We start from the raw sequence: 16,657 nt of genomic DNA on the forward strand, positions 1-16,657 counted from the left end.
GTGAGCGTACCGTTGGCGATGGTCAGGTCGGCGTTGGTGAACCCGGTGACCGCTTCGCTGAAGGTGATCGTCACCAGCGAGGTTTCGCCGATTTTCAGCGCATTGTCCGTGACCACGATGGTCGCGGTCGGACGGAGCGTATCAATCGCATAGTTGTTCGAATCGGTGGTGCCGCTCCCTGCGTTGCCTGCCAGATCGCTGATCCCAGTATTGTTCAGGGTGATCAGGTTGGTCGTGTCATTGATGCTGGCCGTCGGGGTGAAGGTCGCGGTCCAGGTGATGCCACCATCGCTGCTGCTCACCGCCGTGAGCGTACCATTGGCAATCGTCAGGTCGGCATTGGTGAAGCCGCTCACCGCTTCGCTGAACGTAATGGTCACCAGCGAGGTTTCGCCGGCGGTCAGCGTCGTATCGGCCAGCACAATCGTGGCGGTCGGGCGCACGGTATCGATGGCGTAGTTGTTCGAATCGGTGGTGCCGCTCCCGGCATTGCCCGCCAGGTCGCTGACCCCGGTGTTGTCCAGCGTGATCAGGTTGGTCGTATCGGTGATGCTGGCGGTCGGGGTGAAGGTCGCCGTCCAGGTGATGCCGCCGTCGCTGCTGCTCACCGCCGTGAGCGTACCGTTGGCAATCGTCAGGTCCGCGTTGGTGAGACCGGTGACCGCTTCGTTGAAGGTGATGGTCACCAGCGAAGTTTCGCCGACTCTCAACGCATTGTCCGCCACTACGATGGTCGCGGTCGGGCGTACAGTGTCGACCGTGTAGTTATTGGAGTTGGTGGTGCCGACGCCGGCGGTGCCCAGACCGTTGATCACCCCGGTGTTGTCCAGGGTGATGACGTTGGTCGTATCGGAAATACTGGCGGACGGGGTGAACGTTGCCGTCCAGGTGATGCCGCCGTCACTACTGCTCACTGCAGTGAGTGTACCGTTGGCGATGGTCAGGTCGGCGTTGGTGAAACCGGTCACGGCCTCGGAAAAGGTAATCGTCACCAAGGACGTTTCGCCGATGCTCAGTGTGGTGTCAGCGACCACAATGGTGGCGGTCGGCGGTGGCGAATACGCAGTGTTGAGTACACCACCGTCGTTGTAGATAGTCGCGAAAGAGGTAGGCGAGGTGCCGGTTGAACCTCCGCCCTGCGCAACACCGCCCGCACCACTGGCCGCGGCATTACCGGCAAGGGCCGCGAAGTTGGCGGCCGTCATCAGCAGCGTGCCTTTGTTCCAGATCGCACCGACGCCCCGGCCGCCCACGCCGCCATTACTGGCATTGCTGCCTTGGCCACCGCCACCGCCACCGCCCCCACCGGCGCCGATGTTGTTGCTGATGGTCGACGTACCGATGACGGTGATGGTGCCGCTGCTGGCGTTGTAGATCCCGCCCACCGCGTTGCCGCCGGCGCCACCTACCTTGTCCCAACCGGCCCCGCCGCCGCCACCGCCAATGGAAATCGTGCCATTGGTGGCCGTCGCACCGTTACCGCCGTTGCTGTAATAGGAAACGCCCACCCCGCCAGCCCCGCCAGTGCTGGTACCGCCGCGACCGCCCATGTGGGTGGCGTCATAACCGCCGCCATAACCACCGACACCGCCGCTGCCCGCCTGGCCGCCCAACGTGCCGGTGCCCGGCCCTGCCGAACCGCCATGCCCGCCGCCCTGGCCGCCCAAGCCGCCGCCACCGCCACCGCCACCGCCGTAAAAAGCGCCGGTGACACCGCCACCACCACCGCCACCGGAAGCGGCGTTGGAGGTCACGGTAACGTTTTTCAGGGTCAGAATCCCTGCGTTGAAAATTCCCCCGGCCATCGCGCCCGTGGCGCCGTAGCCACCGTTGCCACCGTTGCCCGATACCAGACCACGGGTGATCACCAGTCCATCGAGCGTCACGGTGCTGCCAGACGCCACTTCAATCACTCGGGTCTTGTACTGACCATCGAGAGTCACATCTGCCACACCGTCGTTGTTCAAGTCGCCATCAACGTAGACGTTCTTGTTGATCAGCAATTCGGAGGTCAACTGCACCGTCATGCCGCCGCTGAAGGTGACGATGTCGCCGTTCTGCGCCGAGGCCAGCGCTGCACGCAACGAGCCGACGCCGGTGTTGGCGTTGTTGGTGGCGGTCCAGGTGGCCAGGCCCCACTGGTAGTCGCTCATGGCCGTGGCCGAGAGGACGTTGGCGCTCTCGATGTTGCCGGTAACGATTTCCAGATCCCAGTCACCGCCCACGCCGGTACGGTTGTTCGAAGCCGCTACATCGCGGCCGGTCATTTGCGCCAGCGAGTCGACAAAGCTCAGGCCACGCTCGCCTGCGGCGGTGTAGCAGCCGTAGATCAGGATGTCGCCGCCAGCATTCATGTCCTTGCCGATTTCCGCCAGCACCGCGCTGCGGGCGGCGACGTTGTCAGCCGACAGATAGCTGTCGCCCAGCCACAGGTCGCCTGCGTTGCCGTGGGCGATGATCTGCACCGAGCTGATGCCCTGATGCTGATCGAGGTAGTCGGCGATCTGCTGCAGTCCATCCTTGCCCGCGTCCAGTTTCACCACCTGGGTCCCGGGCGCCACGCCTTTGAGCAGGCTGTCGGCATCTTTCACCCGGGAGTCGACGAACACCACGCTCTGCCCGGGCACCGCAACGGGGCTGGCCGCCGCTGTGGCATCGGCCTGGCCGTGGGTGTCCTGGCTGGCCGTCGGGTGATCGGCAGTCGGCGTCTTGGCGGTATCGGCCGTGGAATGGCTATCGGCCTGGGCGGCGGTATCGGCCACCGTGGCGGCGACGGCGCCGTCGAACAGCATGCGCGGTTCAAGGGACATGATCATGGGCGCCGCTGGCGTCCGTTGGCCTTCGGTCACCCGTGACTTTGCCTTTGCCCCGCCAAAAATGGTCCACCACATGCTGCTCACCCGAATTCGAACGAATTTACGTAATGCATCAATGAAAAACGCCGCGATCAAATGTTCGCGGCGTCGGACTTCATACGAATGACATTGGCGGCGCTGGCAGAGCCATCGAGCCAAAAGGACAAGTCTGAGTATTGCTTGAACAGGTCCGGCGGCAGGATGGTGCGCCGGGCCTGTACGGCAACCTTGGGTCTGACCTTGTGCAGGCCGGTCACCCCGAGGGCTTGATCGAATTCCGGGGCGTCGTACGCCAGATGCTCGAAGTCGTGCTCGAACCAGGGCTCGTCGATAAAGTCGTAGACCAGCCGCAGTACCCGCTCCGGTGCCTGGGTCAGCAAGTCATAGTCGATGATCAGCAACGAGTCGGCATATTCGCCGTAATAGGCTTCCTTGAGTGCCGCCCAGGCAAAACCCACCAGGCGATTGCGCTGGGCCAGGGTTTCGCAACGGCTGTAGACGGTGTTGCGCTCGACGGCATCGCCGAAGAGCTTGGTGTTTTCATAGGGATTGGCGCGGTAAAGACGCTCGATGCTGTCCATGATCCAGGCGACGTTGCGCACACAGGCAATCACCTTGGCCTTGGGAAACAGATCGTTGATGGCCGGAAGTCGGGCGCTCCAAAGGCGATTGGTGTCGAACACCACCGGTTTGTCGGCCTTGTCGGCGTAGAAGGAATCGAACAGGCCGCGCAACAGGCGGCGGCGCATGTCGGTGTCGATCACCGCGCCGAACTCGCTGCCCGCGCTGCACTGGTCCAGAACGCCGGAAAACAGGGAACCGACGGGGCTGGTCATTCCGGCATGGAAACGCGGGTTCTGCAAAAGAATGGCAGAAAGCAGCGTCGAGCCTGAGCGCGGCAAACCGGAAATAAAGTGAAATTGGTGCAATCCCTTCACCTTGACGTTAAATCCTTTTGTAGGACAAAGCGTAACCGAAGGAAAAGTGTTCGCCTAGTGGTGTTTTGATATCAATTCGGAGTCAATTCCACTGGAAATCCGCTTTTTTAACACCTAATGAACGGATGAAGCGTTTTAGCTTCGATGCAGCTTATTTCCCGGCCATTGCCGACAAGTACAGCCTGGCGAGAACGCCACCGGCCTTTACCTGACGGCCCAACTGCCATTGAGCGGGCACAGGGGCAAACTCATCCGGCACGTCGGCGGTACTGATCAACCAGATACGCCGGGTGCCCTTGGGCAAATCGCCGAGGCTGTCGAGGTATTCCTCCGGTGCCGTCAGGGTGCCGAAACCATAGTCATTCGGACGACTCGAGGTTCCGTCGGCATGTGGCGGGGTGTACAGCAGTGGCTTGGCATCGGTGCGGTTGTAGTAGACGTAGCTCAAGTACCAGAGCATGTCGCTGGTGACGATTTGATCGCCGGGCTGGAAGTGCTGGTTGACGTCATCGACCATGACATTGACCTGGTCATGGATATCTACCGTGGCGTTGTTGTTCACGCCCACCAGTTCGACACCGACAAACAGCACCAGCACCGTTAGCGCCAGCACGCGGGAGCCGTTGTACAGGCGATCGATCGCCAACGCCGCCAGCATGGGCAGGCCCAGGGCATAGACGGTGAGATAGCGTTCGATGAACATCGGCGAAATGAACGACACCGCGAACACCAGCAGCATCGGCACGAAGGTGTAGACCGCCAGCAATGCGCTGCCCCGGAACACACTGCGGTCCCGCACCAGCGCCACCCCGGCCAATATCGGCATGGCCAGCGGCAGGGTGGCAAACACCAGCGGCGACAGGTTTTCGCCATCGTCCTGGGTCAACAGCGACCACACCATGGACGGCAGGGACCCGAAGGTGACCGGCGTTTCCCAGCCGACATCACCATTGGCCTTGAGTTGATCGATGTGCTGCAACAGATCGACCAGCCCCGGCAACCACGGCAGGTACAGCACGACAATGGCCAGGTTCGCCAGCCACCAGTCGCCGCGCTGGATATGCCGCAGGCGATACCCCGGCTGCACGCGGACGATGCCCAGGTACAACCAATGGCAAAGCACGCAGAGCGCAGTGAAGTAATGGGTGTAGAACGCCGCGCTCATGAGCAGGACGTAGATCACCAGATAGCGTCGGCGTTGCGGTTTGCGGACCCAGTACGCCAGGGCAATCGTCGCCCCGAGCAACCACAGCCCCAACAGCGAATACATGCGCACTTCCTGGCTGTAGCGAACCGCCGTGGGCAGCAGCGCCAGCAGAAAGCCGGCGAGTATCGCGGCGCGGCGGGTAGCCAGTCGATCCACCAGCCACACGCCGAGCCCGACCGAGGCGATGCCCGGCAGGGCGCTGAGGCAGCGAATCGAAAAAATGCCGTCACCGAAGACCGCCATCCAGCTGTGCAGGAGCATGAAATACAGCGGCGGATGCACGTCGTAGGCTGCATGAAGCCAGATGTCCGGCAATGAATATCGCGCCAGCAACAGGCTGGAACCCTCGTCGCCCCAGATCGCAGCCGCGGTCAGATCGTAGAAGCGCACCAGCGCCGCCAGCACCAGGATCGGCACCAGCCAATGCTCCCGCGCCCAGCGAATCATCGGTTGCGCGCCCCTGACGAAACCAGGGTTCGCGTGTGGCCCCTGGGTGTCGCCCATCGGCGTTTCTCTGCGCGCCTCCATTGCTTCCCCTTGCAACGCTCAGTGACAGTTTACTTGCGGTTCACTTTAGACCTTCAGGCCGAGCATCGTCGATGCTGGCCCGTTGACGAAACGACCTGCGGCGGCGAGGGTCGGTCGATCTAAAAACCGCTTTCCCTGACACCCAGCGCCGCCACGCGTCGCCAGGCAACGCCCAGCACCGACTCGCCACGGCCTTGCAACACCGCCACGCCGCGCAATGGCTGCACAGGCGCCGGGGGCTGATCAAGCGTGGTCAACCGCGCGCCGTACTGTGCCTGTACCGGCTCGGCCCGTTGATGCTGATCACGACGCACGGCAATCGGTCCGTGGTGATCGGAGGTCAGTGCCTCCTGATCGACAAACGCCGCACCGTTGGTATCGATTTCACTCAGTTGCACGGCAATCGCCGGATGCATCGGATCATCCGCGATAAACCGCCCGGTGGCGCCCGGCGCCACGCGCCAGAGTTCAGCCTCGGCCAGATAGCCACGCAAGCGCACGCCCTCCCCGACCACCCGGGCCAGCGGCTCCCGAGTGGACAACCAGCGCCCCACCGTCCATTGCGCCAGCAGATCACGCACCGTGCCGGCATGGGGCGCGCGCAACAGCAATCGCTCGCGCTGAGCCGCCAGCCCACGGTACTCGGCGACCGCTTCGGCCAAGCGCTGCTCGACAATTGCGGCATCGGAAGCCGTTTCGCTGCGGCTGGCCTGACGGCGCATTTGCAATTGCTGAATCTCGATTTCCCGGCGCGCAATGGCCTGCCGCGAATCGAGATCCGGCGACTCCAGTTCGATCAGGACATCACCCTGCGCCACCGACTGCCCGTCATACACATTCACGGCTTTGATCCGCGCCGCTACCGGCGCATGCAAAGTGCTGACCCTGCCCGCTTCCAGCATGGCCGGCACCTCGACGGCACTGCGCCACGGCAGGATGAGCACCAGCAACAGCCCGAGCAACACCAGGCTGCTGAGCAGCACACGCGGCCCATGTGCCTGCTCGCGGCGACCCCACCACTGGCGCCATTCACTCATGATGGGCAGAAAGATGAACCAGACCAGTTCCACCAGCATCAGGAAGATCCCCAACACTTTGAAGAACAGGTGATAGACCGCCAGCGCGATCCCGAAAAACAATGCCGCGCGCCACAACCATGAGCCATACCCCCAGATCAGCAAACGCCGTTGCATGGTCGGCGACCAAGGCTCCGGCGCCGCTGCGCCATAGCCAAACAAAAATTCGCGCAGACGCCAGCGGCACAAGGCAAACGCTCGCCCCTGAAGGTTATCGACCTGCCAGAAATCGCTGAGTAAAAAATAACCGTCAAAGCGCATGAACGGGTTGAGATTGACCACCAATGTCGTGATCCACGTAGCACTGGCGAGCATGAACGCGGCGGTGCGGGCGGGACCGTCGGGCAGCAACGACCACGCCAGCAAGGCCATGCACGCCAGCAGTAACTCGGCCAGCACACCGCCGGCACCAATCAGCAACCGGGCCTTGCGATCATTGACCCGCCAGGCATCGCTGACATCGGTATAGAACATCGGCAGCAGCACCATGAACGCCACGCCCATGCTCTGTACCCGACACCCGGCGCGCTTGGCCATGAACGCGTGACCGAACTCATGGCACACCTTGGCGAAGAACAGGGCCACGCCAAACGCCAATGCGCCGCCAAGGCTGAACAGATGCGGAAAAGTAGCCATGAATCGCTGCCAGTCCCGCGACACCAGAAACACCCCCAACCCCAGCACAGCGGGCAATCCGTAGCGCAGCGCTCGCGGGCCAAAGCGCTCCAGCCATGGCCAGGCACGATTGAGAAAATGCTCGGGACGCCACAGCGGAATACGAAAAAACAGGTACTGATGGAGCAACATTTGCCACAGGCTCTGGCGCTGGGCTGCCGCTTTAAAGCTGTAACTGGCACGCTGCTGGGGATCGAGGGCGGTAATCAGGTCGTGGCTGCGCAAAAACGCCAGCAACTGCTCCAGGTCCGCACCGTCCAGCGCCAATCCCGGCTCACAATTGGCCGCTTGCAGGACCTGCTCGGGCTCGCCCAGCGACCAGTGACGCAACAAGCGCATCGCCGTCGTACCGAGCTTGAAGTAGCGCCCCCGTACCGGGTCGGCCAGCGTCCAGCAGGGTGCGCCGTCCAGTGCCGGCGCTGCCGGGGACAACTGCAGGTCGGCACGCAGGCCGGGCAGGCTCATTTACAGGCCCACGCTCTGACGCAAGCCGGCCAGCGGTCGACGCAGCAGGTACAACGCCAGCGGTGCCCGGTCACCGAAGATTTTCGCCGTGCCGCGCAAACCGATGCGCGGGGGTGCCGCGTCGAAATTCGCATCCAGGCGATAGGCCAATTGCCCGCCCGCCGTGGGTTGCGCTTCATAGGCCGAACGTTCGAGTCTGGCCAGATGGCGTTGCAGCGGGTCACTGTCGAGGAACAATGCGACTTCAGCACCCGGCTCCAGGGAGATCGCATCCCCCACGGCCAGCTCGATACGCAATTGCGCTTGCGCCGGATCGGCGATTTCCATCAGTCGCTCGCCGGTCTGCACCGGCTTGCCGGTCCAGCGTTCGGCATCGGCAAACACCGCAATGCCATCGCGCTCGGCACGCACTTCGCTGCGCTTGAGCAGCTCACGTGCGTAGTCACGCTCGGCGCGTTTCTGTTCGACCCGGGCGGCCAGCAAATCCAGTTTCGAGCTGGATTCGGCATCGGCGAACGAACGCTGGGAGTTGGCCTTGAGTTCCGCCTCGGCAACCCCGAGGGCGCGCTCGGCGACATCAGCCTGAGCCTTGAGCGTGGTGCTTTCGAAGCGCAGCAGCACTTCGCCGGTCTTCACCGTTTGATTGGGCTTGACCAGGAACTCGGCAATGACCCCGTCCAGCGGCGCCGCCACCACCCGACCGCCCAGCGGCACCACTTCGGCCGGAGCCAAAACGGACTGGCGCACCGGGATCAACAGCCCGAGCAATAGCACTGCAACCAGCAAGCCCTGGCGTTTGCGCGTCCAGCGCAAGCGCCAGGGCTTGCGCGGTTGCAACGCTTGCCAGGCATGGCTGTAGGTATCGCCCAATTGCGCCAGCAGCACTTGTTCGGCAGGGTTCCACGCAACGTCCCGGGCCAGCCACAACCCACCGAACACCGCGCCCTGGCGATCGATCAGCGGCAGCCAGAACACCTGCGCCGCCGACAGGCTTTGCCATTCAGCCTGCAGTGACTCGCCGAGGACATCGGCGGCAATGACCCGCGCCTGCTGCAACTGTTCGCGCTTGAACAGCTGCGCCACCGCCTGCTCGACGAACGCTACAAAAGGTGAGTTCGGCTCCACCATGCTGACACCGGTCACGGCCTGCACCTTCCCGGCGACCAACAGTGCCGCATGGCGAAAGCCGAACAGTGCCTGTCCATCATTGACCAGGCTGTAGGCCAACTGGGTGGGCGTTTGGGCGGCGCGGGTCTGGCGCTCAAGATCAAGAAAACGCGCAAACACCTGTTCGGCGCCGCCGTTCACCGGCGCGTTCACTTGAACTCCGCGAAGTGCGCAGTGCCACTCATCCCCGCCAGCAACCCGCTGGCGTTGGGTACGCTGGCCACCAGCAGCAGGGTCTGACTGCCTTCATCGATTCGTGCGCCCAGGCGCTTGACGGTCGCGTCCAATGGCTTGCCGGTTTCATCGGGAACAAAACTGAAGGTCTGGCCGGGCTTGAGTCGGGCCATCCAGCGCGAGGGTACCAGCAGATGGATTTCCAGGGTGCGATTATCGACCACGTCCAGCAAGGGCGCGCCGGCAGGTACGCTTTCATAGCGCTGTACCTTGCGCTCGACGACCTGGCCATCGAACGGCGCCAGCACGTTGCAACGTTTGACCTGCACTTGATACACCTGGGACTGCGCCTGGGTTTCGCTGACCTTGGCCTCGGCACGAGCCACTTCGAAACGCCCGACCGAGTTCAGCGCGGCCAGTTGCCGGTTGTGCGCCAGTTCTTCACCCGCGCCACGGCTGGCCGCTTGAGCGGCATTGAGTTGCGCCTGATAGGCCGAGCAATCGAACCGCGCCAGGGTATCGCCCTTCTTGAACGACTCCCCCTCGCTGAACGGCAATTCGACAATCCGCCCAGGCACCTCACTGGCCAGCACGGCCTGATCCCGGGCACGCAATACACCGCGGGCCTCGGTGCTGGTTGCGGCACTGGCACCCGCATCCATTTGCGCAAGCGGGTCGTCTGCCCCAGGCGTTTGCGCCTGGGCAACGCTCGCGGCGAAGAGCAATCCCAACCCCAACACACAGAAAATCCGCATGACCGTACTCCCTTTCGGATTACCGGAGTCTACGACAGCGACGATTAGCGTCAAGCAGATGGCCATCATTGCCTGCGTTTTAACGCTGCGCCGTCTCGGTCAATGGATACACCGACTCCCAACCTCCACCCAACGCCTTGTACAAACCGACGGCCGCCAGCGACACGCCGGTCGAACTCTCGACCCACTGCTCCTGCGTGGCCAGCAACGCCCCTTGCACGGTGAGTACGGTGACGAAATCCACCACGCCCTCAACGTACTGCTGTTGTGCGGTGTCCAGCGCAATGCGGTTCTGGCGCACGGCTTCGGCCAGGCTGTCGCGGCGCAACTGACTGGCGTTGTAGGTGGTCAGTTGGTCATCGATTTCATGCCAGGCACGCAGCACGGTTTGCTGATAGGCGATAGCCGCTTCCTGTTGTTGCGCTTCGCGCAAATTGAGCACACCACGCAAACGGCCGCCGTCGAACAACGGCAAGCTCAATTGCGGGCCGATCCCGAACGAACGAGAACCCCACGAGCCAAAATCACTCAGTTGCATGGCCTGGGAACCGATGTTCCCCGACAGGGTGATTCGTGGATAGAAATCGCCCTTGGCCACGCCAATGCTGGCGGTGGCGGCATGCAGCCGTGCTTCGGCCTGGCGAATGTCCGGACGACGTTCAGCCAGCTGCGAGGGCAAGCCAATGGCGACTTGTCGCGGGGTTTGTGGCACGGGGGCATCTGTGGATAACTCCGCCGCCAATGCCTGGGGCGGCTCGCCCATCAACAGACTCAAGGCGTTGATCAGCTGCCACTGGCGCTGCTCCAGTGCAGGCAGGCGCGATTCGATGGCCGCCACCTGTGCGGCGGCTTCGGCGACATCAAGGTCCGTCGCGACACCGTCAGCCAGGCGCAGTTGCGAAAGCTTCAGGCTATGGCGGGCGACGTCGAGGTTCTGTTCGGTGACGAGTCGGGTGTTCTGCACGCCGCGCAATTGAATGTAGTCCTGAGCGGTTTCGGCCAGCACCGACAGCAGCACACCGCGTCGGTCGTTCTCGGCGACGTCCAGGTTAGCGTCGGCGGCTTCGGTTACCCGACGCACGCGGCCCCAGAAATCCAGCTCCCAGGAGGCGGAAAAGCCGGCATCCCACAGGTTGAACGCGGATTGGCCGTTGTGCCCTGACGGGTCGCTCAGGCCTTCACCACTGTTACGTTTTCGGGCGTAACTTCCCGTGGCGGCGGTATTCGGATAACGGTCGGCGGTGATCACCTGGCGAACGGCACGGCTTTGCTGCAAGCGGCTGCTGGCGAGCTTCAAGTCGAGGTTGTCGGTCAGGGCGCGTTGCGTGAGGGCCGAGAGTTTCGGGTCGTTGAACACGTCCCACCAACGCTCGTTCATCGTTTCGGCGGTTACTTGGCTGGTGGCTGCCTTTGAGGGTTTCGACCACTCGGTGATTTGTGTGGGTTGAGGTTTGTGAAAGTCAGGGCCGACGGTGCAGGCGCTGAGACTCATGATGAGTAAGGCACCCAGAGTGATTTGTTGCCACGGGCCTCTTCGCGGGCAAGCCCGCTCCCACAGGGGAATGCAGTCAACTGTGGGAGCGGCGGTGCGGCGATCCGACTTGCCCGCGAAGGCGCCAGGTCTCTCAACGGAGATCTTCATCGCTTGGCCACCTCACTCAAAGCAGCGCTGACGGTATCGATACTCGCCTCCACCGACATCCCCACCCGCAAGCGCTCGGCCAGCGATTGCCCCGGCTCCAGCACGATTTTCACCGGTATCCGCTGTACCACCTTGGTGAAGTTGCCGGTGGCGTTGTCCGGTTTGATCGCGGCGAACGTCACCCCGGTGGCCGGCGCAATGCTTTCGACGCGACCGTTCAGTGCCGCACCGCCCAGACTGTCAACGCGCACTTGCACCGCCTGCCCCGGCTGCACATCCGTCAGTTGGGTTTCCTGGAAATTGGCCATCACGTACGCCTGTGCCAGCGGCACCACTGCGAGGATTTTGCTGCCTGGAGTGACGTAGGCGCCGACCCGCACCGCGCGTTCGCCGACCATACCGTCCTGTGGTGCGACGATCCTCGTATAGGACAATTCGTAGCTGGCCATTTCCAGCTTCGCTTGCGCCCGTTTCAGGCCACCTTCGGCTGCGTCGCGCTGGGCCGTGAGGATCTCCACTTGCTTGCGCTCCGCCGCCAGTACTGCCGTGGTGTTGGCCAGCCGCGCGGAGGCCTGGTCGATGCGCGTTTGCGCCTGTTGCGCATTTTGTACCGTGCCGGCGCCCACCCCGGCGAGGTGGTTGTAGCGGTTCAATTCATGCTCGGCAAACGCCATTTCCGCCTTGGCCGAAACCACCGAGGATTGCGCCTGGGCAATCACTGACGCCTGGCGCTCCAGGGTCGCCCGGGCGTTTTGCAGTTGCGCCCGGGCCACCAGCGTTTCGGCGTCGGCGGCTTGGGCGGCTGCGCGCAAATCCCGGTCATCGATCAGTGCCAGCAACTGCCCGGCTTTGACCTGCTGGTTGTCCTCGACCAGCACTTGCTTGATAAACCCGGCGACCCGCGGCACCACCAGGGTGAAGTCCGCCGAGACATAAGCATCGTTGGTGTTCTGTTGGGTGCGCTTGCCGAACAGGCCGGGCATCCCTAGGTACAGCAACACACCGACGGCCACTGCGGCAGCCAGGGCAACCGTGATTTTCTGCTTTGCTTGAGTGTTCATAAAAACCTTCTGTTTCAGTGGAGCATTCAGGTCGGTGCGCGCGGTGGATAAATCCGCGTCGGCAGCCAGAAAATCAGCAGGATCAAGGTCACGGCAATACCGGCCATGCACAGGTAAAGATCGGAGGAAGTGAGCACCACCGCTTGCTCATGCAGACGATGACCAAGACTCGCGCTGTCGCGCTCGGCCAGCGGTGAGTTGCCGAGGCGATCGACCAGCATGGTCGAATGAAAATGCAGGCGTGCCGTGGTCAACGCCTCGATCACCCCGGTGGCGATGACTGCCGACAGGCCTTTGACGGTGTTGAACCAGGCCGATGCGAACGGCCCTTGCATCGGGTTGATGCTGCCGGTGGACAGCATCAGCAATGGCAACACCGCCATGGGCTGACCGAAAATCTGCAGCCATTGCAGCACATAGAAATCGTCACGAATCCACGCAGAAGTCAGTTGCGAGCCGCCGATGCACGACAGCACCAGCATGCTCAGGCCAAGGCCCAACACCCAGCGGCAATCGACCCAGCGAAAGTTGCACAGCGCTGCCACCAACGGCAGCGCAATCAATTGCGGCAGTGCCGCCAGCAGCATGATCGGCGCGGTCTGCACCGGGCGATAACCCTGGACCTGCGCCAGGTAGCTGGACGGAATAATGATCACCGCCTGCAACACCACCAGCACTCCCGCCAGGGTCAGCAGGGCGAAAGACAGGTTACGGATGCCGAGCATCTGCATCTTGAAAAACGGCATCGGCTGCGACCACTCGCCGGCCAGGAACAACACCAGCAACAGCAGCCCGCCACCGAGCAAACCGCAGATCAGGTTCGACTCGAACCAGTCCAGGCGATTGCCCTGCAGAATGCCGATCACCAACATGCAGATGGCAGGAAAACCCAGCAGCGCACCGCACCAGTTGAAGGACTTGAAGCGCTCCAGACGCAGCGGATCCCGGGGTAAGCCATACGCCACCGCGGCCATGGCAATCAGGCACGGGGCGATGATTTGCCAGAAGGTCCATTGCCAGCCGACATACTCGGTCCACAACCCGGCCAATGGCGTGCCCAGGCCCGGACCGAACGTTGCCGTCAGGGCATAACCGGCCAGGCCATACAACTTGACGTTGGCAGGCAGAAACCGCAGGGCCACGGTCATCAACATGGGAGGCAATGCGCCGCCCGCCAGGCCTTGCAGGGTGCGCAGCAACAACAGGCTTTCGTAATTCGGGGCGAAGGGGCACAGCGCACCCAACAGGGTGAACAGGCTGATGGCGCACAGGGTGAAACGCCGCAACGAGAACGTCACCGCACACCACGGCGCAAACGCCATGGCCGCCACCGAGGTCGCGGTGTAACAGGCCACCAGCCAGGTGCCTTCGTCGTAGCCGATGGCCAACGCACCGCGGATGTCGGCCAGGGCGACTTTGGTCACCATCTCGTTCAGGCCCGAGACCAGCACCGCCAGCAACACGCCCACCAGGCCGATGATTATCCGCGGGCCGAAGACGGGTGGAGCGATTGCCGTGCTGGCCGCAGTGACAGGTGCCGTGGCCGTAAGGGAGGTCATGAACTGCAAGCTCCGGAGTGGAAATACCGAAGCATTCTAGGAAGCGTGATGCCTGACGAAAATCAACTTATCGGCAGGTTATAAGTGCGCTAAACGCAACAATACAAAACCCCTGCCCCCTGTAGGAGCGAGCTTGCTCGCGATGGTCGTCAACGATAACGCTGGCTGGCAGGTGCCCCCCCCCCCCCGGTGTTCTCGGGTTTTTCGCGAGCAAGCTCGCTCCTACAGGGGAACTGATCAGTTCATGGCTGCGCAGCCAGCCACGTCTCATCGCAGCAGGTTTTCAGCGTTTCACGCAGCCAGCGGTGCGCCGGATCCTTGTCGAAGCGCGGGTGCCAGGCCTGGGTCAACATCAGGGTCGGCAACGGAATCGGCAGGTTGAACGAGCGCAGTTTCAACCCCAGTCGCCGCACACTCAGCAAGGCCTCCTTGGGCACCGGCAGAATCAGGTCTGAATCGGGCAAGGCAAACATCGCCGCATGAAAGCTTGGCGCGATCACCGCCACCCGCCGCTCCAGCCCCAGGGCATTGAGCGCGGTATCGATCGGGCCTCGGGCAATGCCACGCCGTGACATGCTGATATGGGAATAACCCGCATAGCGCTCCGCCGTGATCTCTTCGTCCAACAGCGGATGGTCCTCACGCACCAGGCCAACGAAGTGGGTGGAAAACAGGTTCTGGATCTTCACTTCGGGGGTCAATGGCCGGGTGTTGCTGATACTCAGATCGATCCGCCCTTCGCGCAGCGCCTCATCATCGCCATCGCCTTCGGGGACGAAACGCAATTCGCAGTGCGGCGCCTGCCGGTCAAGGGTGTCGAACAGCTTGCCGCCGTAGACGCCGACAAAGAAGTCGTTGGCCCGAATATTGAACCGCCGCCGCAGCGAACCCAGCTCCACCGCATCGGCCGAACGGAACAGCAACCCGGCCTGCTCCACCACACTGCGCACCTGCTCGCGCAACGCCAGTGCCTTGGGGGTTGGCACCAGGCCACGGCCGGCGCGCACCAGGATCGGATCGCCAATGGCCTCGCGGATGCGTGTCAAGGTACGGCTCATGGCCGCCGGACTGAGATTCATCCGGCGTGCGGCGCCCACTACGCTGCCTTCGTCGAGCAAGGCATCGAGGGCGACCAGGAGGTTCATGTCCGGGAGTTGCATGCTGAGCACTCATGGCTGATCTGGATTGATTCAGACGCAATGCTAGCAAACATCCTCCAAATGATGCGTAGGCAGTTCCGGCCTCTTCGCGGGCTCCTACGGAGAGTGCTCGGTGAGCTTGAAAATTGTGCTCAACAAAGAATCTCGTAGGAGCGAGGCTTGCCCGCGAAGGTGTCCGCATAGTCACCGCTGTCACAGCTCTATGTTCACAACCTTGCAGTCAGCCGAAACGGCATCGAACACAGATTATTTCCCCGAGCCACTATCAGTTCTGCCAGTTCCCAATACTGACAATGACGGGGTATAAACCAAGCCAGTGTGTATTTCGCTCCTTTCGAAAGGAATCTTGGTATGCCTCAACTAAAACCAGTTAAACCACAGCATCAGACCTGGCAACGGACAGTGCTGTTGGCGGCCGACCGCAGCAACTCCGTCATCGGCGAAATCGTAGATGGCAAAACAAATGTCATCGGTTATTCCGCCTATGGCGAACAGTCGGCGCAGCAGGAAGTGGTGGGGAGCTTGGGCTTCAACGGTCAATTGCGTGAATCGACCATTGGCTGGTATTTGCTGGGCAACGGTTATCGCGCCTATAACCCGCGCTTGATGCGGTTTCATAGCCCGGACAGCTGGAGCCCGTTTGGGCGGGGTGGGTTGAATCCGTATATGTATTGTGCGGGGGACCCGGTGAATTGGACCGATCCGACAGGGCATAAACCGATGATTCCTTTCCTTTCTAAAAAAACGAAAGGCCGCATCATGGGTGTCTTCGATTTTTTTTTCGGTGGTGCCGATCAAACTGGCAAGAGCTATAGCAAAAGCCTAACGGCTAGAGCGCCTTTCGCCAATGATCCAGATATACCTGCTATGACCCCAAATAAGGATGGAGTGATCGGGGCATTTAAAACACTTGGCACTGTTGTGGCCGGAGCGCCAGGCCCGAGAGGGAGAAGTTCGCCAGCTATCGGCGAAAGCGGACAAACGACAATTAAACAACATTCTGGCTATGTAGGCGGTGCAGCCCGAGATAATTTGACCAACTACTCCCTCGATTCCCCACGCCAAGCACCAATCACCAGCGGTGGTAATAGATTCCGTAACACTCCTATAGGGGGCCCTGCACAGTCGACACCTGAGAAACTGACGCCCATGCCCTTATGGAATGCTGACACTCTGGCTGCAGCGATACCGCCTCCAAGTTATGAGGTCTTAATGGCCGAAGCTCTTCCTCGCAGAAATTATTTCCCGACTAATCCGCCACCACGACCAGTGGTACTACAAGGACATTTTGGTTTTAACGTCGCTGCTGTGGGAGCACAGCGAAATCAAAACCAAAGAGTAAACTTTGCAGAAATTGCACGCATTAGGCAACTTCTTTAGTCTCCATACGAATGC

General features: G+C 61.9%; 11 protein-coding genes. 1 reads left to right on the plus strand and 10 read right to left on the minus strand.

Annotation, left to right across the window (positions count from 1 at the left end; all coding sequences use genetic code 11):
- The 10 genes from PMI31_RS21165 to PMI31_RS21210 form a co-directional block, all read right to left on the minus strand.
- On the minus strand, positions 1-2,816 hold a 2,816-nt coding region (locus tag PMI31_RS21165), incomplete at its 3' end, for an Ig-like domain-containing protein (protein WP_008020447.1).
- Positions 2,817-2,947: 131 nt separating this feature from the next.
- Positions 2,948-3,793, minus strand: a complete 846-nt coding sequence (locus tag PMI31_RS21170; RefSeq protein WP_008020450.1) for a sulfotransferase family protein — start codon at positions 3,791-3,793, stop codon at positions 2,948-2,950.
- Between the two features lie 151 nt (positions 3,794-3,944).
- Entirely contained in the window at positions 3,945-5,528 is a 1,584-nt protein-coding gene (locus PMI31_RS21175; RefSeq protein ID WP_008020451.1) for a glycosyltransferase family 39 protein, read from the minus strand.
- Between the two features lie 119 nt (positions 5,529-5,647).
- Positions 5,648-7,744 (minus strand): biotin/lipoyl-binding protein, encoded by a 2,097-nt coding sequence (locus PMI31_RS21180; RefSeq protein WP_008020453.1) that lies wholly within the window; start codon positions 7,742-7,744, stop codon positions 5,648-5,650.
- On the minus strand, positions 7,745-9,064 hold the full coding sequence (locus PMI31_RS21185; RefSeq protein WP_008020455.1) for an efflux RND transporter periplasmic adaptor subunit: 1,320 nt from the start codon (positions 9,062-9,064) through the stop codon (positions 7,745-7,747).
- Positions 9,061-9,840 carry an efflux RND transporter periplasmic adaptor subunit gene (locus PMI31_RS21190; protein WP_008020457.1) on the minus strand — a complete coding sequence of 260 codons (780 nt, stop codon included), beginning with the start codon at positions 9,838-9,840 and terminating at the stop codon, positions 9,061-9,063. Before PMI31_RS21190 ends, PMI31_RS21185 begins: the two co-directional genes overlap by 4 nt.
- 79 nt (positions 9,841-9,919) lie before the next feature.
- On the minus strand, positions 9,920-11,482 hold the full coding sequence (locus tag PMI31_RS21195; protein WP_008020458.1) for an efflux transporter outer membrane subunit: 1,563 nt from the start codon (positions 11,480-11,482) through the stop codon (positions 9,920-9,922).
- On the minus strand, positions 11,479-12,543 hold the full coding sequence (locus PMI31_RS21200) for an HlyD family secretion protein (RefSeq protein WP_008020459.1): 1,065 nt from the start codon (positions 12,541-12,543) through the stop codon (positions 11,479-11,481). The genes PMI31_RS21195 and PMI31_RS21200 overlap by 4 nt, the downstream gene beginning before the upstream one ends.
- Positions 12,544-12,569: 26 nt before the next feature.
- Complete coding sequence (locus tag PMI31_RS21205) at positions 12,570-14,102, minus strand: MFS transporter (RefSeq protein WP_008020461.1); 1,533 nt, start codon at positions 14,100-14,102, stop codon at positions 12,570-12,572.
- A 242-nt stretch (positions 14,103-14,344) separates the two neighbouring features.
- Positions 14,345-15,262, minus strand: a complete 918-nt coding sequence (locus PMI31_RS21210) for a LysR family transcriptional regulator (RefSeq protein WP_008020463.1) — start codon at positions 15,260-15,262, stop codon at positions 14,345-14,347.
- Positions 15,263-15,613: 351 nt separating this feature from the next.
- Between PMI31_RS21210 and PMI31_RS30225 the strand changes: the two genes are divergently transcribed.
- On the plus strand, positions 15,614-16,642 hold the full coding sequence (locus PMI31_RS30225; protein ID WP_008020464.1) for an RHS repeat-associated core domain-containing protein: 1,029 nt from the start codon (positions 15,614-15,616) through the stop codon (positions 16,640-16,642).
- Positions 16,643-16,657: the final 15 nt, after the last annotated feature.

The sequence above is a fragment of the Pseudomonas sp. GM55 genome (assembly GCF_000282395.1).
GTDB classification, from domain to species: Bacteria; Pseudomonadota; Gammaproteobacteria; order Pseudomonadales; family Pseudomonadaceae; genus Aquipseudomonas; species Aquipseudomonas fluorescens_CC.